Here is a 19049-nt window from a genome sequence, read left to right on the forward strand (position 1 = left end):
CGGAACCGCCCACAACGCCGCACCGACCATGCCGCAGACGCCTCCCAAGTTCATCATCCTGGACCGCGACGGGGTCATCAATCTCGACAGCGACCAGTTCATCAAGTCGCCCGACGAGTGGATCCCCATTCCGGGCAGCCTGGAGGCGATCGCCGCGCTGAACCAGGCCGGCTACCGCGTGCTGGTGGCGAGCAACCAGTCGGGCATCGGCCGCGGCCTGTTCGAGATGAGCACGCTCAATGCCATGCACGAGAAGATGCACAAGCTGCTGGCCGGCCTGGGCGGGCGCATCGACGCCGTCTTCTTCTGCCCTCACACGGCTGCCGACGACTGCGACTGCCGCAAGCCGCGCCCCGGCATGCTCGAACAGATCTCCGCGCGCTACGGCGTCGAGCTCAAGGGCGTGCCGGTGGTCGGCGACGCGCTGCGCGACCTGCAGGCCGGCGTGGCGGTAGGCTGCAGCCCGCACCTGGTGCTGACCGGCAAGGGGCGCGGCACCCTCGATAAAGGCGGCCTGCCCGACGGCACCCGCGTCCACGACGACCTGCAGGCCTTCTCGCGCTGGCTGCTGGCCGGTGCCGGCAAGCCGGCGGCCGCCTCCTGAACCCGAGCCTCCTTCCATGCTCTTTCTCCGCTCCCTGCTGTTCACGCTGTACCTGCTGGTGCTGACGCCGCCCTACGCCTGCGCCTGCTTCCTCGTCTTTCCCTTCATGAGTGCCGAGCGCCGCTTCGCCTTCGTGCGCGGCTGGCCCAGGCTGGTGATCTGGGCGGCGCGCGGGATCTGCGGCATCCGCTACCGCTTCGAAGGCTGGGAACACCTGGAGGCGATGCGCGACAAGCCGGTGGTGCTGCTGTCCAAGCATCAATCGGCCTGGGAAACCATCGCCTACGTGGCCACCCTGCCCAAGCCGCTGTGCTTCGTCTTCAAGCGCGAATTGCTGCTGGTGCCCTTCTTCGGCTGGGCGCTGGGCATGCTCAAGATGGTGCACATCAACCGCAAGGAAGGCCCGCGCGCCTTTTCGTCGGCGGTGAAGCAGGGGCGCAAGCGCCTGCAGGAAGGGGCCTGGATCATCATGTTCCCCGAAGGCACGCGCACGCCTTCCGGCATGGCGGCGCCGCGCTACAAGAGCGGCGGTGCGCGGCTCGCGGTCGAGACCGGCGCCTGGGTACTGCCGATGGCCGTGAACTCCGGCCGGGTCTGGCCGCGCAACTCCTTCCGGAAGTATCCCGGCCTGATCACCATCTCGATCGGCCCCGCCATTGCCACCGCCAACCAGACCGCCGAGCAGGTCAACCAGGCGGTCCAGCAATGGGTCGAGGCCGAGATGCGCCGCATCGACGCCGACAGCTACCGCCGGGAGGCGGCATGAGGCTGCTGCGGCCGGCCACCGAAACGCCAGGCGCGCAGCTCGAGCTGCCGCTGGCCGAAGGCCAGCCGCCGGAGACGCCGGCCGCGCTACCGTGGCCGGCGCCGCAGCCCAACGCGCGCGCCCTGCAGGTCGGCGAACGGCTGCTGCACTACACCCTCAAGCGCTCGAGCCGGCGCACCATCGGCTTCACCGTCGACGACCGCGGCCTGTCCATCACGGCGCCGCGCTGGGTCACGCTGGCCGACGTCGAAGCCGCCATCTTCGAGAAGCAACGCTGGATCTTCACCAAACTGGGGGAGTGGCGGCACCGCGAAGCGCGCCGCGTGCTGCCCGCCATGCAGTGGCGCGAAGGCGCGAGCCTGCCCTTCCTCGGCCGCCCGATCACGCTGCAGCTGGAATCGCCGGCCGGCATCCTGCTGTTCGATGCCGATCAGGCCACCCTGCACCTGGCCCTGCCCTCGCACGCCGACGAGCAGCAGATCAAGGACCGTGTGCAGGGCTGGATGCAGCAGCAGGCGCGCCGCCTGCTGGCCGAGCGGCTCGACCACTATGCCGACAAGCTCGGCGTGCGCCACAACGCCTTCGCACTGACCTCGGCCGCCACGCGCTGGGGCAGCTGCACGGCCGACGGCAAGATCCGCCTGAACTGGCGGCTGCTGCATTTTCCGCTGTCGATGATCGACTATGTGGCCGCGCACGAGCTGTCGCACCTGAAGGAAATGAACCACAGCCCGCGCTTCTGGGAAACCGTGGAGTCGATCTTCCCGGAATTCCGCGACGCGCGTGCCCAGCTGCGCGCGCACCCGCCCGAGCTGCTGCCCACCTTCTGAACACGGCCGAGCCGCGCGGTGACGCAGCGGTCCGCCCGCCATGCCACGGCCGGCGCCAAACCCGCATCCGGACTAGAATAGCGCCTCTCCCTCGACTCCCGTCCCACGGCAGAAGGACTATTCATGCGACTCCTCCACACCATGCTGCGCGTCGGCGACCTGCAGCGCTCGATCGACTTCTATACCCGCGTGCTGGGCATGACCCTGCTGCGCGAAAGCGACAATCCCGAATACAAGTACCGCCTGGCCTTCGTCGGCTACGGCCCCGAAAGCGAGACCGCGGTCCTCGAGCTGACCTACAACTACGGGGTCGACCAGTACGAGCTGGGCACCGCCTACGGCCACATCGCGCTGGAAACCGATAACGCCGCGGCCGCCTGCGAGCGCATCCGCGCGGTCGGCGGCAAGGTCACGCGCGAGGCCGGTCCGGTCAAGGGCGGCACCACGGTGATCGCCTTCGTCGAGGACCCGGATGGCTACAAGATCGAACTGATCGAACGCCACTCCACCCGCGACAGCAGCCGCCCCTGAACATGACGATGACGGCAGCGCCATCGGCGCGGCGCCCGCTCGACGGCATGGCGACCGGGCTGATGGTGGCGCTGTGCGCGGTCTGGGGGCTGCAGCAGGTGGTCATCAAGGCCACCGTGCCGCTGATGGGCGCCGTGCTGCAGGCCGGGCTGCGCTCCGCCATCGCGGCGCTGCTGGTGCTCGGCTTCGCGCTGTGGCGCGGCACGCCGCTGTGGCGGCGCGACGGCACGCTGGGCGCCGGCCTGGCGGCCGGGCTGCTGTTCGGCGCGGAGTTCTACTGCATCTTCGTCGGCCTGGGCCACACCACTGCCTCGCGCATGGCGGTCTTCCTCTATACAGCGCCGATCTTCACCGCGCTGGGCCTGCACCTGACGGTGGACGGCGAGAAACTGCGCAGCGGACAGTGGCTGGGCGTGGTGCTGGCCTTCGCCGGCATGGCGCTGGCCTTCGCCGACGGCCTCGCCGGTCACGGCCAGCGCGGCAGCACCCTGCTGGGCGACGCGCTCGGCATCCTGGCCGGCGCGCTCTGGGCGGCGACCACGGTGGTCGTGCGCGCCTCGCGCCTGTCCAGCGCCCCGGCCAGCAAGACCCTGCTCTACCAGCTGGCGGTCTCGGCCGTGCTGCTGCTGGTCATGGCGCTGGCGAGCGGGCAGGCCGCCGACGCACGCGTCAACGGCCTGGTGCTGGCGAGCCTGTTCTACCAGTCGGTGCTGATCGCCTTCCTCAGCTACCTGACCTGGTTCTGGCTGCTCGGCCGCTACCTGGCCTCGCGGCTGTCGGTGTTCTCCTTCCTGACCCCGCTGTTCGGCGTGGCCTTCGGCGTGCTGCTGATGCACGATGCCGTGGGCCCGCGCTTCGCTGCGGCGGCTGTGCTGGTGCTGGCCGGCATCGTGCTGGTCAACCGGCGGCAGTGACGTGCCTGCGCGGCGCGTGGGCCGCGCCGCTCAGGCGGCCGCGCTGATGCGCCGCGCCAGTTCGACGTACTCCTCGACCGGCACCTCCTCGGCGCGGCGGCCGAGATCGAATCCCATGCCCTCGAAGTCGACCTGGTCGCGCAGCATCGACAGCGTATTGCGCAGCACCTTGCGCCGCTGCGAGAAGGCGGCCGCCACCACGTCGCCCAGCACCGTGATGTCGCAGGCGGGGTAAGGCGAGCGCAGGCTGCCGTCGGCCTGGCGCGGCCAGGGAATCATGCGCACCACGGCCGAATCGACCTTGGGCGGCGGGTTGAACGACGACGGCGGCACGTCGAGCACGTACTCCATGTAGTAGCGCACCTGCAGCATGATCGACAGCCGCCCGAAGGCCTTGCTGCCGGGCTGCGCCACCATGCGCTCCACCACCTCCTTCTGCAGCATGAAATGCTGGTCGCGCACGAGATCGGCGAACTGCGCGAGGTGGAACAGCAGCGGACTGGAGATGTTGTAAGGCAGGTTGCCGACGATGCGCAGCGGGTGGCCGGCCTGGAACAGGCTGCCGAAATCGAAGGCCAGCGCGTCGCCGGCATGGATGGCCAGGCGCTCGCCGAAGCGGCGCCGCAGGCGTTCGACCAGGTCGCGGTCGAGCTCGACCACCTGCATGCGCGGCAGGCGCTCCAGCAGCGGCCCGGTCAGGGCGCCCAGGCCTGGGCCGATCTCGACCAGTACGTCGTCCGGCTGGGGATCGATGGCATTGACGATGCCGTGAATGATGCCGTCATCGACCAGGAAGTTCTGGCCGAAGCGCTTGCGGGCCACATGGCCCTGGTGCACGTTGGAACGCATGGATTCTCGTCAGGCTCCGGCGCGTCGGTGGCGTCCGCTGGCATGGCCCGCCATCTCGGCGGCGCAGCGGATGGCCTCGATCATGCTGCCGTGCTCGGCGCGACCGCTGGCGGCCAGGTCGAGGGCGGTGCCGTGGTCGACCGACGTCCGGATGAAGGGCAGGCCCAGCGTGATGTTGACACCGTGACCGAAGGTGCCGTATTTCAGCGGGGCCAGGCCCTGATCGTGATACATGGCCAGCACGCAGTCGGCCTCGCCCAGGTGGCGCGGCTGGAACAGCGTATCGGCCGGATAGGGGCCGCGGGCATCGATGCCGGCATCGACCGCGCGCTGCAGCGCCGGCACGATGACGTCGATCTCTTCGCGGCCTAGGTGGCCGCTCTCGCCGGCATGCGGGTTGAGCCCCGTGACCAGGATGCGCGGCCGCGCCAGGCCGAAGCGGTGGCGCAGGTCAGCGTCGATGATGCGCAACGTCTCCAGCAGCATCGGCACGTCGAGCGCATCGGGCACGGCGCGCAGCGGCAGGTGGGTGGTGGCCAGCGCCACGCGCAGCATGGCATTGCCGTGCGCGGGCTGGGGACCGGCCAGCATCATCACCACGCGCGCGGTGCCGGAACGCTCGGCCAGGTATTCGGTATGGCCGGTGAAGGGAATGCCGGCATCATTGATGGTGCTCTTCTGCACCGGTGCCGTGACCATGCCCGCGTAGCGTGCCGGACCGCCATCGGCAAGGCAGCCATCCATCGCCGCATCGAGCAGCGCCAGCACATAGCAGCCATTGCGCGCGTCGAGCCGTCCGGGTTCGCTGGCCACGGCCAGTGCGATGTCCTGCGCCACCACCTTGCCTTCGGCCTGCAGCCGTTCCCAGGCGTGCGCGACCCCGAGCGCCTCGGCGCGCGCGCGCATCAGGCGCGCGTCGCCCAGCACGTGGAAGCGCAGGCCACCTTCCGTAGCCGCCAGCTGCAGCAGGGCGCCGATGGTGATATCGGGGCCGATGCCGGCGGGTTCGCCGGTGGTGATGGCGAGGGAGAGAGGCTCTGACATGGCGGTGACGATCGGGGAGCGCTGAGCAAGCGGCCGGCGGCCGCTCAGCGGTCGCGGTTCAGGCGGTACTCCACATAGGCGGCCTGGCGCAGCTGGCGCACCCAGTCATCATAGGCGGCGCGCAGCTTGCGCTCGCGGATCTCGGCACGGGCGAAGTCGCGCTGCTTCTCCGGCGACACCTCGGTCTCGCGGCGGTTCAGCACCTGGATCAGGTGCACGCCGAACTGCGTGACGATGGGCTCCGAGATCTCGCCCGGACGCAGGCGGCTCATGGCCTGCTCGAACTCGGGCACCAGCTCGCCCGGCGAGACCCAGCCGAGGTCGCCGCCGGCCTGTGCCGAACCGTCCTGCGAGTAGCGTCGGGCCGCATCGGCAAAGTCACCGCCATGGGTCAGGCGGTCGCGCAGCGTGGTGAGCTGGCGCTTGGCTTCCGCCTCCGGCATGTTGGGGCCGGTGCGGATCAGGATGTGCCGCACCTGGGTCTGCTGGATATGCTGCGGCGCGGCCGGATCGGTGCCCGGTGCGGAGCGCTTGGCGACCAGCTTGAGGATATGGAAGCCGTTGCCGCTCTCGATCACCTGCGGGGCGACGTTGCCCACCGGCAGGTCGAGGATGGCATTGGCAAACAGCGCCGGCAGCCGTCCGATCTCGCGGAAACCGAGGTTGCCGCCGCCGGCGGCCTCCGTGCCGTCCGAGCTGGTCTGGGCCAGCTGGGCGAAATCGGCGCCCGCCTGGGCCTGCTTGAGCAGGCCTTCGGCCTTGGTCCTCAACGCTGCCTTCTGGGCTTCGCTGGCATCTTCGGGCACGCGCACCAGGATCTGGGCCACGTTGTATTCGGTCGGACCGCTGTCGGCGGCACCCTGCCCGCGCGCGGCCAGGTAGTTGTCGATCTCACCGTCGTAGACCTGCACCTTGGAGTCCACCTCGCGCTCGCGCAGGCGGATCACCGCCACCTGCTTGCGCAGCTCCTCGCGGTACTTGCTCCAGGTCATGCCGGTACGCTCGACCTGGGCGCGCAGGTCGTTCACGCCGATGCGGTTCTGCTGGGCCACCGACTCGACAGCACGGTCCACTTCCTGGTCGGTCACGCGGATGCCGGCTTCCTGTGCCGCCTGCGTCTGCACGCGCTCGGTGACCAGGCGCTCCAGCACTTCGGACAAGAGGTCGGCGCGCGGCGGCACCGGGCGGTTGGCAGCACGCAGCTGGTTCTCGATCTCGTCGACGCGGTCGAGCAGTTCACGCCGGGTGATGACGCTGTTGTTGACGATGGCCACCACTTCATCGACCAGCTGCGAGCGCTTGGCGCTGGCGCCAGGCGTGGTCACCCCCAGGGCCGGCTGGGCCGCCGGCGCGCTGGCGCCTCCGGCCTGCGGCATGAAGATGCCGCTGGCACGGCCGGGCGCGGGGGCCTTGAGCTGGGCTCCGGCCGGCGCCGCCACGGTGGCCAGCAACAGGCAGGCCAGCATGCGACGAAGCAGGATCGAAGAAGAAAGAGCAGCGAAATCTCGACGTGTCATCATGGTCCGTCATTCGTAGTGGTCGAGCTGGGAGGGCTGCACGGCCTGCACCGGCACGGGCTGGTAGCCCGGCACGTTCAGGCGCAGCAGATCCAGCGGATTGGTGCCGATCTTGGACAAGCCGCGCAGCTCGACCTGGAAGAAGAAGCGGCCGGTATAGCCGTTCGTCGTATTGCGGAAACGCTGGTAGACGAAGCGGCCCACCCAGCAATCCGCCGCATATTCGAAGCCGACCAGCGCATCGACCAGCTGGCTGGCGCTCAGGTCGAAGGCGACCCGGCCGATGCCGTACAGGCGGCGCGTCAGCGGCCACTGGCTGGACGTCTCGAGCTGGTCGATCGCGCTGTTGTCGGTCACCGAGGTCGCGCGGCGGTAGCGGTAGCCGATATTGAACAGCTTGCGCGTCTCGGGCCGCCACGCGAAGCTGACATTGGTGTAGTCGACGCGGTCGGTGTCCGGATTGTACTGGAGCGCGGTATCCAGGTAGTAGCCGCGGAACAGCTGCACCGTGGCCGCGCCGAGCAGGTCGGACGGGCCGGAGCTGGCGTCGATGGTCGGCGAGCCCCCGATCTGCACCTGCTGGCCCTTGAAGTTGACGCGCTGGGCCAGGGTGCCGCGGAAGCGCTCCACCCCGGTTTCCGCCTCGATCAGGCGCGTGGTCACGCCGACCGTCACCTTGTTGTTGTCGGCGATGCGGTCGTAGCCGGTGAACGGATTCTCGGTGAAGATCTGGCCGTAGCCGAAGTCCGACTGCACCGTATCGAACAACGGGAACTGGCTCTGGTCGCGGAATGGCGTGTAGACGTAGAACAGGCGCGGTTCCAGCGTCTGGACATAGTTGACGCCGAACAGGCGGCTGATGCCGGGCGCATCACGCTCGAAGGTCATGCCGGAGTCGACGCTGAAGGTCGGCACCGTGCGCGTCAGCGAATTGGAGTTGCCGGGCGTGTTCGACGCCGCCTCCATCTGGTACTGCGTCGCGTTGAAGATGAGCTTGGGCTTGACGTACCAGCCCGCGCGCACGATCGGGTAGCTGATCGACGGCTGGATGAAGAGGCGATCCCCTTCGGGTTGCTGGAAGCCGGTGGTCGTCAGCGGGATGCGGAAGCGCGAATAGTCGCTCTCGACCTGGAAGTCGAAGCCGCCCAGGTCATAGCGCGAGTACTTGACGTTGAGCTGCGGCTCGCGGTTGTACGACGGCTGGTTGGGCGCCAGGGTCTGGAACCTCTGCACGCGCGCCAGCACGCTCAGGCCGTTCCAGTTGTAAGTCACGCCACCTTCCTGCGTGTACTGCAAGGTGGTGGCCTGCGACAGGCTGCGCGTCAGGTCGGTCGGGTAGGTGTTGTCCGAGACCTTGTTGACGTTGACATAGGCGCCCAGGCCCGGCGCCAGCGTCTGGTTGTGCTGTACCGAATAGGCCCAACGGTTCGTCCCCGTCTTCTGATCGTCCGGGAGGAATTCGCCGCGGATGCGCCCGGAATAGCCATCACCCAGGTAGCGGAAATCCTCACCGAGCTGGAAACCGCGCGAAGTCAGCACACGCGGGTACAGCGTCAGGTCGCGGTTGGGCGCGATATTGAAGTAGTACGGAACCGTGACGTCGAACCCGGAGCGCGAACCGTAGGAGAACAGCGGCGCCAGCACGCCGCTGCGGCGCTCGCCGGTCAGCGGGAAACTCATCATCGGCGTGGCGAACACCGGCACGTCGAAGAAGCGCATCACTGCGCCGTAGGCGACCCCGACCTGCCGGTCGTTGTCGATGTCCACCTGGCGCGCGCTGAAGTACCAGTCCGCGTTGTCCGGCGAGCAGGTTGTGTAGCTGGTGCGCTGGATGCTGGTGTGGTCCTTGTCGAGGAAGTCGATGCGTTCGGCCTTGCCGTTGCCGCCGGTCTGCTGGAAATAGTAGTCCGGCGACAGCATGTAGCCTTCGTTGGCCTCGACGCGCATGCGCCCCTCCGGGCCCACGGCCAGCGTGCCGTTCTGCGACAGGCGGGCGTTGCCCTGGACGAAGGCCTCGTCGGTGTCCTGGTCGTAGGTCAGGCGGTCGCCCTTGATCACCTTGCCGTCGTTGCGCAGCTCGGCGTCGCCCTGCACCGCCACGCCGCGCTCGTTGTAGCCGTCCATGCGGTCGCCGGAAACGAAGACCGGGGGCCTGGCGTCCGGCTCCTTGCGCACGGTTTCCGGCTCGGGCAGCTTCGGCACCAGTTGGCCCGCCACCGGCGGCACCTCCGGCGCCTGCTCCACGGCCGGTTCGGCGACCGGGAGGTCGGGAATGCCCGAGCCGACGGCCTGCGCGTGCAGGCCGGCCGACCACCATCCGGCCATCGCCAGCACGAGCGGCCGCAGCGCGCTGGCCGGCAGCCTGCCGGCCATGCGCAACGTCGCTGGGTTTGCCTTCTTGTTCGGTGGTCGTGGTTTGACGGTCATGCGAGCGGGTAGTCAGTCGGGTCGGGGCAGCCTGCGCGAACCGCCGCGCCCTTCCGGTACAGGCTATCGGGCCGCCCGACGCCCGCGGTCCGGGCGCCCGGCGCCCGGGTCTGGTCGGGTATTATACGGGGCATCCTATCCTCTACTTCCGGCATGGCAGCACTTCCCCCCGACACACGCCTGGACGCGCTCAAATCCTGGGTCGCATCACTGGGTCCGGCCTGGTCGATCGACCCCGATTCCTGTACCCCGGCCTCCGCCGACGCCAGCTTCCGGCGCTACTTCCGCGTCAACAGCGCGCGTCCCGGCCACGCCACACTGATCGTGATGGATGCGCCGCCCGCGCAGGAGGACTGCCGCCCCTTCATCCACGTGTCGGAACTGTTCGGCGCGGCGGGCGTGACGGTACCGCGCGTGCTGGAACAGGACCTGGCGCAAGGCTTCCTGCTGCTGACCGATCTCGGCCACCAGACCTACCTGTCGCGCCTGGACTCTGCCAATGCGCGCCAGCTCTATGGCGACGCCGCGACCGCGCTGGTTCGCATCCAGGCCGCGACCCGTCCCGGCGCGCTGCCGGCCTACGACCGCGCCCTGCTGCAGCGCGAACTCGACCTGTTCCCCGAGTGGTATGTGGCGCGGCATCTGGGTGTCACGCCGAGCGCCGCCCAGCAGGCCGACCTGCGCGAGGTCATGGACACGCTGCTGGCCAACAACCTGGCGCAGCCGCAGGTCTACGTGCACCGCGACTACCATTCGCGCAACCTGATGGTGCTGGACGGCGAAGCCAATCCCGGCATCCTGGACTTCCAGGACGCGGTGATCGGCCCCATCACCTATGACGCCGTCTCGCTGTGGCGCGACGCGTATATCGAATGGGAAGAAGAGGAGCAGCTCGACTGGCTGATCCGCTACTGGGAACGCGCGCGCCGCGCCGGCCTGCCGGTGGCGGCCGACTTCGGCGATTTCTACCGCGATTTCGAGTGGATGGGCCTGCAGCGCCACCTGAAGGTGCTGGGCATCTTCGCCCGCCTCTATCACCGCGACGGCAAGGACGGCTACCTGGCCAACCTCCCGCTGGTGCTGAAGTACGCGCGCCAGGTGGCCGGCCGCTATAGCGAGCTGCGCAAGCTGGTCCGCCTGTTCGATGCACTCGAAGGCGTCGAGCGGGCCGCCGGCTATACCTTCTGAAGGGCGCGCCGTGCCCGACCCGAGTACCGCCAGGCCGGCCGCCGGCGCGGCCCGCGCCGGCGAGTGGTGGGCCGGCGTGCGCGCGCTGGCCCCGATGCTGCTGGGTGTGGCGCCCTTCGGCCTGATCTATGGGGTGCTGGCGGTCAATGCCGGCATGCCGGCCTGGCTGGCCTGCGCCATGAGCGCCATCGTCTTCGGCGGCGCCTCGCAGATGATCCTGACCCAGCTGTGGGCGGCCGGCACGCCGGCCCTGGTGATGGCCCTGACGGTGGCCATGGTCAACCTGCGCCATGCGCTGTACTCGGCCACCATGGCGCCAGCGCTGGCACCGCTGTCGCGCGGCTGGAAAGCGCTGATCGCCTACCTGCTGACCGACGAAGCCTTCGCCGCCATGACGCGCCGGCTGGATGGCGGCAGCGCCGACCGCGGCGCCGGCCCCTATCGCCACTGGTATTTCTTCGGCGCGGGCTTCGCGCTGTGGGCCGGATGGCAGGTCTCGACGCTGGCCGGCGTACTGGTCGGCGCGCAGGTGCCGCGCCACTGGCCGCTCGACTTCTTCCTGCCGCTGACCTTCATCGGCATCATCGTGCCGGCGCTCAAGCACCGCGCCCAGCTCGCCGCGGCCCTGGTGGCCAGCGCGCTGGCCGTGGCCTGCCACGGGCTGCCGCACAAGTCGGGGCTGATGGCGGCAGCCCTGGGCGGCATCGCCGCCGGCATGCTGCTGCGCGACCGCGGCAAGCGTTCCGGCCGCCCCCGCGAGCACGGTGGCACCCCGGAAGGCGACCGGCACGGCCCGAGGCGGCGCAGCGGGAGCGCAGCATGAGCGACCTGGTCCTGCTGGCCGTGTTCGTCGGAGCCGGCCTCGCCACTTTCCTGATCCGTCTGTCCTTCATCGCGCTCGAGGGTCGCGTGCGCCTGCCGTCCTGGTTCCGCACCTCGCTGCAGTTCGTGCCGCCGGCCATGCTGTCGGCCCTGATCGCCCCCGACCTGCTGATGCGCGATGGTCACCTCGACCTCAGCCCCGGCAACGCGCGCCTGCTTGCCGGCGCGGTGGCCATCCTGATCGCCGCGCGCACGCGCAGCATCGGCTGGACCATCGCCGGCGGCATGGCCGCGCTGGCAGCCCTGGAGTACCTGTTGTGAAAGCGATGATCTTCGCCGCCGGACGCGGCGAACGCATGCGGCCCCTGACCGACACCTGTCCGAAGCCGCTGCTGGCCGTGGGCGGCAAACCCCTGATCGTCTGGCAGATCGAGGCGCTGGCGCGCGCCGGCCTGCGCGAGATCGTCATCAACCACGCCTGGCTCGGCCTCCGCATCGAGGCCGAACTGGGCGACGGCGCACGCTTCGGCGTGAAGCTGTCCTACTCGCCGGAAGCCAGCGCCCTGGAGACGGCGGGCGGGGTGGCGCAGGCGCTGCCTTTGCTGACCGGTGCGGGCAGCGGTGCCGGCACCGACACCGCGCCAGCGCAGACGGGGGAGATCTTCCTGGCCGTCTCGGGCGACGTTTTCTGCGACTTCGACTACGCCAGCCTGCTGCCGCGCGCGCGCGCCATGGCCGGGGCGGCACAGCCCCGCATGCACCTGGTGATGGTGCCCAACCCGCCCTTCCATCCGGGTGGCGACTTCGCCCTCGACGCCGCCGGCCGGTTGTGGCAGGACGCCCCCGCCGGCGCCGAGCGGCTCACCTTCGGCAATATCGGCCTGTACGACACGCGCTGGTTCCGGCACATCGCTGCCGGCGACAAGGTGCCGATGACGCCCCTCTATCGCGCCGCCATCGCCTCCGGCGCGGCCAGCGGCGAGCGCTTCGAGGGGCGCTGGGAGAACGTCGGCACGCCGGCCCAGCTGGCCGAACTGGACCGCGAACTGCGCGCGGCGGGACTGGCCGCACCGCTCTGACGGCCCCCGGCCCGCGGCCCCCCGGCGCGCCTCCGGGTGCAGGGAACGCAGCGGCGGCGGTAGAATCGAATCCATCGAACAGACTTCCCGGCCCTCACATGTCCGCACCCGAACCTGCCCTCCTCGCGGCCTGCCGCGAACGCCGCGCACGCGTACTGCAGCAGTTGCGCGCGGCCGGCGGCGGCGTGGCGATCCTGCCCACCGCCCCGGAAGCCATGCGCAACCGCGACAGCGACTACCCGTACCGGCACGACAGCCACTTCTACTACCTGAGCGCCTTCACCGAGCCCGAGGCCGTGCTGGTGCTGGTCGCCGGCGCCGAGGCCGGCGCCGACCGCAGCATTCTGTTCTGCCGGCCCAAGCATGAAGAGCGCGAGATCTGGGACGGTTTCCGCTACGGTCCCGAGGGCGCACTCGCGGCGTTCGGCTTCGACGAGGCGCATTCGGTCGAGGAACTCGATGCGCGGCTGCCCGCGCTGCTGGCCGACCGCGCCGTGCTGGCCTATCCGCTGGCCGCCAGCTCGCGCATCGACCGCCAGGTGCGGCGCTGGCTCGATGCCGTGCGCGCGCTGTCGCGCTCGGGTGTCGCGGTGCCGGCCACCGTGCTGGACCTGCACAACGTGCTCGACGAAATGCGCCTGTTCAAGGACGCGGGCGAGCTGGCGGTGATGCGCCGCGCCGGCGAGATCTCAGCGCAGGCTCACGTGCGGGCCATGCGCACCAGCCGCGCCGGCCTGCGCGAGTACCACCTGGAGGCCGAGCTGCTGTACGAGTTCCGCCGCCACGGCGCGCAAAGCGTGGCCTACAACTCTATCGTCGCGACCGGTGCCAACGCCTGTGTGCTGCACTATCGCGCCGGCCCGGCCGAACTGCGCGACGGCGACCTGTGCCTGATCGATGCCGGCTGCGAACTCGACGGCTACGCCTCCGACATCACCCGCACCTTCCCCGTGTCCGGCCGTTTTTCCGCTGCGCAACGCGAGCTGTACGACCTGGTGCTGGCGGCACAGGAAGCGGCCATCGCCGAGACGCGCGCCGGCGTGCCGTACAACGTGCCGCACGACGCTGCCGTGCGCGTGCTGGCGCAAGGCATGCTCGACACGGGCCTGCTCGACCGCAACCAGGAAGGCACGCTGGACGACGTGCTGGCCAATGGCAGCTACCGCCGCTTCTATATGCACCGCACCGGCCACTGGCTCGGCATGGACGTGCACGACGTGGGCGAATACCGCGTGCCGGGCCTGGCCGCGGCCGGCACCGAGCGGCCGTGGCGCGCGCTGGAGCCCGGCATGGTGCTGACCGTCGAGCCGGGCATCTACGTGCGCCCGGCCGAGGACGTGCCGGAGCGCTACTGGCACATCGGCATCCGCATCGAGGACGACGCGGTCGTCACCGGCGGCGCCTGCGAGCTGATCACGCGCGGCGTGCCGGTCAAGGCGGACGAGATCGAGGCACTCATGCGCGAAGGCGGGCCGCGATGATTGCCTGGCTGCGCAACCTGCTTTCCGGCGGCCGGCCGGCCGCCGCGCATCCGCAGGCCACCCCCGACGAGCCCTTCGTCATCAACCTGTTCGAAGACCGGGCCGTGGTCCACCGCCCCGACGGCCAACGCGAAGAAGTGACATGGGACGCACTCGAACGCGTGGTGATACGTGTCTCTGATCGCGCCCCCTGGAACGGTGCTCTCTGGCTGATCCTGGTCGGCGCCGCCGACAGCGGCCAGGGTTGCGTGGTCCCGGCCGCGGCCGTCAACTACGGCGCGCTGCTGGCCAGGCTGCAAGCCCTGCCCGGCTTCGACCAGCACAAGCTGGACAATGCCCGGCGCGACGCCGATGCCGGCAAATCCCGCTCCGACGCCATCTGCTGGAAGCGCGGCGCTGGCGCCGAGCACCCCGCCTCCGACGCCTCCCCGCCTCCTCATGACGAAGCCGGCAAGCCCTGATTCCTTCGGCACGCCCGGGGCGGCCGCGGATGTTCCCTCGGACGTCGCCTTGGATGCCGCCGACGTCGCCATCGCCGGCGGCGGCCCTGTCGGCCTGGCCCTGGCCTGCCAGCTGCTGCGCAGCACCGACCTGCGCGTCACGCTGATCGACGCCGCCACGCCTGCCCGCGCTGCGCACGATCCGCGCGCGCTGGCCCTGTCGCACGGCAGCCGCGAGCTGCTCGATGCCCTCGGCGCCTGGCCGGCCCAGGTCACCCCGATCGAGCATATCCACGTGTCGCAGCAGGGCCGTTTCGGCCACGTGGCGCTGCACCGCGGGGACTACGGCGTACCGGCACTGGGCTACGTGGTCCGCTACGGCGACTTGTGCCAGGCCCTGGAGCGGGCATTGGAACAGGCCCGGACCGCGGCCGGCGCGCCGCGGCTGACCCGGGTCTTCCAGACCCGGATCGATGCTGTGGAAGACGCCGCCGGAGCCGCCGCCGGAGCCGCCGCCGGCATCGTGCGCCTGTCGGGTACCGGTGCCGACGGCCAGCCCGCCGTGTTCGCGGCCCGCATCGCGGTGCAGGCCGAGGGCGGCCTGTTCCAGCGGCAGATGCCGGCAGGACCGGGCCCGCGCGGTTGGCATCGCGACTACGGGCAGACCGCCATCATCGGCCACGTCCGCTGCAGCGCGCCGCGGCCCGGCTGGGCCTGGGAGCGCTTCACCGAAGAGGGGCCGCTGGCGCTGCTGCCGCATGACGACCACGGCGTCGCGGGCTACGCGCTGGTGTGGTGCTGCGCGCCGGACGAAGCCTCCCGGCGCCTGGCCTTGCCCGAGGCCGAGTTCGTTGCCGAACTCGGCGCGGCCTTCGGCCCGCGCATGGGGCGCTTCACGCTCGCGGGCAAGCGCCACGCCTTCCCGCTCGGCCTGAACGCGGCGCCGGTGACGGTGCGCGGACGTACCGTGGCTATCGGCAATGCGGCGCAAACGCTACATCCGGTCGCCGGCCAGGGCCTGAACCTGGGCCTGCGCGATGCCTTCGTGCTGGCCGACGCCTTGCGCACGGGATGCACGCCGCGCAGTCTGCAGGACTTTGCCGCGCGGCACCGGCTCGATCGCGCCGTCACCATCGGCGTCACCGACTTCCTGCCGCGCGTGTTCGCCCTGCCCTCCCCGCTCGCGGCCCACGCGCGCGGGGCCTCGCTGGCCGCGCTGGCATGCCTGCCGCCCTTGAAGCACGCGCTGGCGCACCAGATGATGTACGGCATGCGGCGCTGAGGCCCGGCCTCGGACAACGCCTCGCCGGCCCCGGCGGCGCGCCGGCGCCGGGGCTTGCGATTATTTGCTCAAATCTTGGGCAACCCCTCCCGTTTGGCGGTAAAATCCTGCCCTCGCCCATGTCCCGACCGCCAGCCGAACGCTGTTTTGGCCGGGCATGCTTTTCCATTTTTGCATCTTGCTTCCCGTCCGCCCGGCAGGCCGACGCCAGCGGGTAATCCTCGAACGCCATCGTGCAGATCGGACCGCATCGCCTTCGCAACAACCTCTTCGTCGCGCCCATGGCCGGCGTGACGGACCGCCCCTTCCGCCAGCTGTGCAAGCGGCTCGGGGCCGGCTATGCCGTCTCCGAGATGGTCGCGTCGAACGCCCAGTTGTGGAAGAGCGAGAAGACCATGCGGCGCGCCAACCATACCGGGGAAGTGGAGCCGATCGCGGTGCAGATCGCCGGCGCAGAACCCGGCATGATGGCCGAGGCGGCCCGCTACAACGTCGAGCGCGGCGCGCAGATCATCGACATCAACATGGGCTGCCCGGCCAAGAAGGTCTGCAATGTGGCGGCCGGTTCGGCGCTGCTGCAGAACGAGCCGCTGGTGGCACGCATCGTCGAGGCGGTGGTGGCGGCCGTGGCCGAGGTCGATGCGAAGGTGCCGGTCACGCTGAAGATCCGCACCGGCTGGAACCGCGAGAACCGCAACGCGCTGCGCGTGGCGCGCCTGGCCGAAGACGCCGGCATCAGCATGCTGACGATCCACGGCCGTACCCGCGCCGACCTCTACCACGGCGAGGCCGAGTACGAGACGATCGCCGCAGTCAAGGCGCAGGCCGGCATCCCGATCGTCGCCAACGGCGACATCACCACACCGCAGAAGGCCAGGCAGGTGCTGGCAGCGACCGGCGCCGACGCGCTGATGATCGGCCGCGCGGCGCAGGGACGGCCCTGGCTGTTCCGCGAGATCGAGCATTTCCTCGCCACCGGCGAACTGCTGCCGCCGCCCGAGGTGGCCGAGATCCGCGCCATCATGAACGAGCACCTGGCCGACCACTACGCCTTCTACGGGGAATTCACCGGCGTGCGCACCGCACGCAAGCATATCGCCTGGTACACGCGCGGCCTGAAAGGGGCCAACCTGTTCCGCCACCACATGAACACGCTGGACAGCAGCACGGCGCAACTCGCCGCGGTCAACGCCTTCTTCGACGAGCAGGCGCAGCTGTCGGACCGGCTGGTCTATGTGGACGAGGCGCAGCAGGGCGACCAGGACGGGCAGGACAGCGAAACCGACAACAAGAACAGGGAGTTGCTTGCCGCATGAGCCGCAATGCGATCGACCAATGCATCCGGGACAGCCTGAGCGCCTACTTCCGGGACCTGGACGGCGAGGAGCCGTCGAACATCTACAACATGGTGCTGGAGGCCGTCGAGCGCCCCCTGCTGGAGGCAGTGATGACGCGCGCCGAGCGCAACCAGTCGCTGGCCGCCGCCTACCTCGGCATCAATCGCAACACGCTGCGCAAGAAGCTGCAGCAGCACGGTTTACTTTGAAGAGTCCCCCCGAGCCATGATCAAGCAAGCCCTCCTCTCCGTTTCCGACAAGACCGGCATCGTCGACTTCGCGCGCGAACTCCACGCGCTGGGCGTGACGCTGCTTTCCACGGGCGGCACCGCCAAGCTGCTGGCCGACAGCGGCCTGCCCGTGACCGAGGTCGCCGACTACACCGGCTTCCCGGAAATGCTCGACGGCCGCGTCAAGACGCTGCACCCCAAGGTGCACGGCGGCATCCTGGCGCGCCGCGACCTGCCCGAGCACATGGCCGCGCTGGCCGAGCACGGCATCCCGACCATCGACCTGCTGGTGGTCAACCTCTACCCGTTCCAGCAGACCGTGGCCAAGGATGACTGCACGCTGCCGGACGCGATCGAGAACATCGACATCGGCGGCCCGACCATGCTGCGCTCGGCAGCCAAGAACCACCGCGACGTCACCGTGATCGTCGATCCGGCCGACTACGCGCCGGTGCTGGCCGAGATGCGCGCCCATGGCAACCAGGTCGGCTACGACACCAATTTCCGCCTGGCCACCAAGGTGTTCGCGCATACCGCGCAGTACGACGGCGCCATCACCAACTACCTGACCAGCCTCGGCCCGGAGAAGTCGCACCAGGCGCGCAGCCGCTACCCGCAGACGCTGAACCTGGCCTTCGAGAAGGTGCAGGAAATGCGCTACGGCGAGAACCCGCACCAGTCGGCCGCCTTCTATCGCGACCTGAAGGCCGTGGACGGCGCGCTGGCCAACTACGTGCAGCTGCAGGGCAAGGAACTGTCGTACAACAACATCGCCGATGCCGACGCGGCCTGGGAATGCGTCAAGTCCTTCGCCCCGTCCGCCGGCGCGGCCTGCGTCATCATCAAGCACGCCAACCCCTGCGGCGTGGCGCTCGGCGTCTCCGCCCTGGAAGCCTATGAGAAGGCCTTCAAGACCGATTCGACCTCGGCCTTCGGCGGCATCATCGCCTTCAACGTCGAGCTGGACGAAGCCGCCGCGCAGGCAGTCGCCAAGCAGTTCGTCGAAGTGCTGATCGCGCCGTCGTTCTCCGCCGGCGCGCGCGCCGTGTTCGAGGCCAAGCAGAACGTGCGCCTGCTCGAGATCCCGCTGGGCCAGGGCCTCAACCCGTTCGACTTCAAGCGCGTCGGCGGCGGCCTGCTGGTGCAGGGCCCGGACGCCAAGAACGTGCAGCCGGCCGAGCTGCGCGTGGTGACCAAGCGCCACCCGACGCCCAAGGAAATGGATGACCTGATGTTCGCCTGGCGCGTCGCCAAGTTCGTCAAGTCCAATGCCATCGTCTTCTGCGGCGGCGGCATGACGCTGGGCGTGGGCGCGGGCCAGATGAGCCGCGTCGACTCGGCACGCATCGCCAGCATCAAGGCACAGAACGCCGGCCTGACGCTGGCGGGCTCGGCCGTGGCATCGGACGCCTTCTTCCCGTTCCGCGACGGCCTGGACGTGGTGGTGGATGCCGGCGCGACCTGCGTGATCCAGCCGGGCGGCTCGATGCGCGACGACGAGGTGATCGCCGCCGCCGACGAGCGCAACATCGCCATGGTGCTGACCGGCACCCGCCACTTCCGCCACTGATGCACTGATGCACTGACGGCCGGCGTCTCCGGCCGCGCCCTTGCGGCGCCGGCCGCTGACGTCCCCACACCGATGCCTGCCCCGGCAGGCACCGGGCGGCGCGGCAATCCCACCGCCGCCCGCGCCAGGCGCTAAACT

The 19049-nt window shown here is 69.9% G+C and carries 19 protein-coding genes; 15 read left to right on the top strand and 4 right to left on the bottom strand.

Annotated features, from left to right (window positions below):
* Nucleotides 1–28: 28 nt before the first annotated feature.
* The 5 genes from gmhB (at nt 29) to BKK79_RS07975 (ending at nt 3645) form a co-directional block, all read left to right on the top strand.
* Nucleotides 29–604, top strand: a complete 576-nt coding sequence (gene gmhB, locus BKK79_RS07955) for a D-glycero-beta-D-manno-heptose 1,7-bisphosphate 7-phosphatase (RefSeq protein ID WP_071011081.1) — start codon at nt 29–31, stop codon at nt 602–604.
* Nucleotides 605–620: 16 nt separating this feature from the next.
* Entirely contained in the window at nt 621–1370 is a 750-nt protein-coding gene (locus BKK79_RS07960) for a lysophospholipid acyltransferase family protein (RefSeq protein WP_071037502.1), read from the top strand.
* Nucleotides 1367–2200 (top strand): M48 family metallopeptidase, encoded by an 834-nt coding sequence (locus BKK79_RS07965; RefSeq protein WP_071011078.1) that lies wholly within the window; start codon nt 1367–1369, stop codon nt 2198–2200. The genes BKK79_RS07960 and BKK79_RS07965 overlap by 4 nt, the downstream gene beginning before the upstream one ends.
* Nucleotides 2201–2323: 123 nt before the next feature.
* Entirely contained in the window at nt 2324–2731 is a 408-nt protein-coding gene (gene gloA / locus BKK79_RS07970) for a lactoylglutathione lyase (RefSeq protein ID WP_071011076.1), read from the top strand.
* Between the two features lie 8 nt (nt 2732–2739).
* A complete protein-coding gene (locus BKK79_RS07975; RefSeq protein WP_071016066.1) occupies nt 2740–3645 on the top strand; it encodes a DMT family transporter in 906 nt (301 codons plus the stop codon).
* Between the two features lie 30 nt (nt 3646–3675).
* On the opposite strand, the gene rsmA is transcribed toward BKK79_RS07975, so the two are convergent.
* Genes rsmA through BKK79_RS07995 form a run of 4 tightly spaced genes read right to left on the bottom strand, consistent with a single transcriptional unit; the run spans nt 3676 to nt 9482 of the window.
* Complete coding sequence (rsmA, locus tag BKK79_RS07980; protein ID WP_071011074.1) at nt 3676–4494, bottom strand: 16S rRNA (adenine(1518)-N(6)/adenine(1519)-N(6))-dimethyltransferase RsmA; 819 nt, start codon at nt 4492–4494, stop codon at nt 3676–3678.
* A 9-nt stretch (nt 4495–4503) separates the two neighbouring features.
* Nucleotides 4504–5538 (bottom strand): 4-hydroxythreonine-4-phosphate dehydrogenase PdxA, encoded by a 1035-nt coding sequence (gene pdxA, locus BKK79_RS07985; RefSeq protein WP_071037503.1) that lies wholly within the window; start codon nt 5536–5538, stop codon nt 4504–4506.
* 44 nt (nt 5539–5582) lie between these two features.
* Nucleotides 5583–7055 carry a peptidylprolyl isomerase gene (locus tag BKK79_RS07990; protein WP_071016064.1) on the bottom strand — a complete coding sequence of 491 codons (1473 nt, stop codon included), beginning with the start codon at nt 7053–7055 and terminating at the stop codon, nt 5583–5585.
* A 9-nt stretch (nt 7056–7064) separates the two neighbouring features.
* Complete coding sequence (locus BKK79_RS07995; RefSeq protein ID WP_071037504.1) at nt 7065–9482, bottom strand: LPS-assembly protein LptD; 2418 nt, start codon at nt 9480–9482, stop codon at nt 7065–7067.
* Nucleotides 9483–9635: 153 nt separating this feature from the next.
* On the opposite strand from BKK79_RS07995, the gene BKK79_RS08000 reads away from it, so the two are divergent.
* From BKK79_RS08000 to purH, 10 genes are all read left to right on the top strand, one after another.
* On the top strand, nt 9636–10670 hold the full coding sequence (locus tag BKK79_RS08000; protein ID WP_071037505.1) for an aminoglycoside phosphotransferase family protein: 1035 nt from the start codon (nt 9636–9638) through the stop codon (nt 10668–10670).
* Nucleotides 10671–10764: 94 nt separating this feature from the next.
* Complete coding sequence (locus BKK79_RS08005; RefSeq protein WP_232346304.1) at nt 10765–11493, top strand: AzlC family ABC transporter permease; 729 nt, start codon at nt 10765–10767, stop codon at nt 11491–11493.
* Nucleotides 11490–11813, top strand: a complete 324-nt coding sequence (locus BKK79_RS08010; RefSeq protein ID WP_071011066.1) for an AzlD domain-containing protein — start codon at nt 11490–11492, stop codon at nt 11811–11813. The genes BKK79_RS08005 and BKK79_RS08010 overlap by 4 nt, the downstream gene beginning before the upstream one ends.
* A complete protein-coding gene (gene murU / locus BKK79_RS08015) occupies nt 11810–12571 on the top strand; it encodes an N-acetylmuramate alpha-1-phosphate uridylyltransferase MurU (protein ID WP_071037507.1) in 762 nt (253 codons plus the stop codon). Before BKK79_RS08010 ends, murU begins: the two co-directional genes overlap by 4 nt.
* A gap of 98 nt (nt 12572–12669) precedes the next feature.
* Nucleotides 12670–14052, top strand: a complete 1383-nt coding sequence (locus tag BKK79_RS08020) for an aminopeptidase P N-terminal domain-containing protein (protein WP_071011062.1) — start codon at nt 12670–12672, stop codon at nt 14050–14052.
* The gene (locus tag BKK79_RS08025; protein WP_071011060.1) at nt 14049–14513 is read left to right on the top strand and encodes a hypothetical protein; all 465 of its coding nucleotides are present in this window, start codon (nt 14049–14051) and stop codon (nt 14511–14513) included. The genes BKK79_RS08020 and BKK79_RS08025 overlap by 4 nt, the downstream gene beginning before the upstream one ends.
* Nucleotides 14491–15774 carry a UbiH/UbiF/VisC/COQ6 family ubiquinone biosynthesis hydroxylase gene (locus BKK79_RS08030; RefSeq protein WP_084084609.1) on the top strand — a complete coding sequence of 428 codons (1284 nt, stop codon included), beginning with the start codon at nt 14491–14493 and terminating at the stop codon, nt 15772–15774. Before BKK79_RS08025 ends, BKK79_RS08030 begins: the two co-directional genes overlap by 23 nt.
* 233 nt (nt 15775–16007) lie before the next feature.
* Nucleotides 16008–17090, top strand: a complete 1083-nt coding sequence (gene dusB, locus BKK79_RS08035; RefSeq protein WP_071011056.1) for a tRNA dihydrouridine synthase DusB — start codon at nt 16008–16010, stop codon at nt 17088–17090.
* On the top strand, nt 17087–17320 hold the full coding sequence (locus BKK79_RS08040; RefSeq protein ID WP_071011054.1) for a Fis family transcriptional regulator: 234 nt from the start codon (nt 17087–17089) through the stop codon (nt 17318–17320). Before dusB ends, BKK79_RS08040 begins: the two co-directional genes overlap by 4 nt.
* A 16-nt stretch (nt 17321–17336) precedes the next feature.
* Nucleotides 17337–18911, top strand: a complete 1575-nt coding sequence (gene purH / locus BKK79_RS08045) for a bifunctional phosphoribosylaminoimidazolecarboxamide formyltransferase/IMP cyclohydrolase (RefSeq protein WP_071037508.1) — start codon at nt 17337–17339, stop codon at nt 18909–18911.
* Nucleotides 18912–19049: the final 138 nt, after the last annotated feature.

It is taken from the genome of Cupriavidus sp. USMAA2-4, from assembly GCF_001854305.1.
Classification (GTDB): domain Bacteria; phylum Pseudomonadota; class Gammaproteobacteria; order Burkholderiales; family Burkholderiaceae; genus Cupriavidus; species Cupriavidus malaysiensis.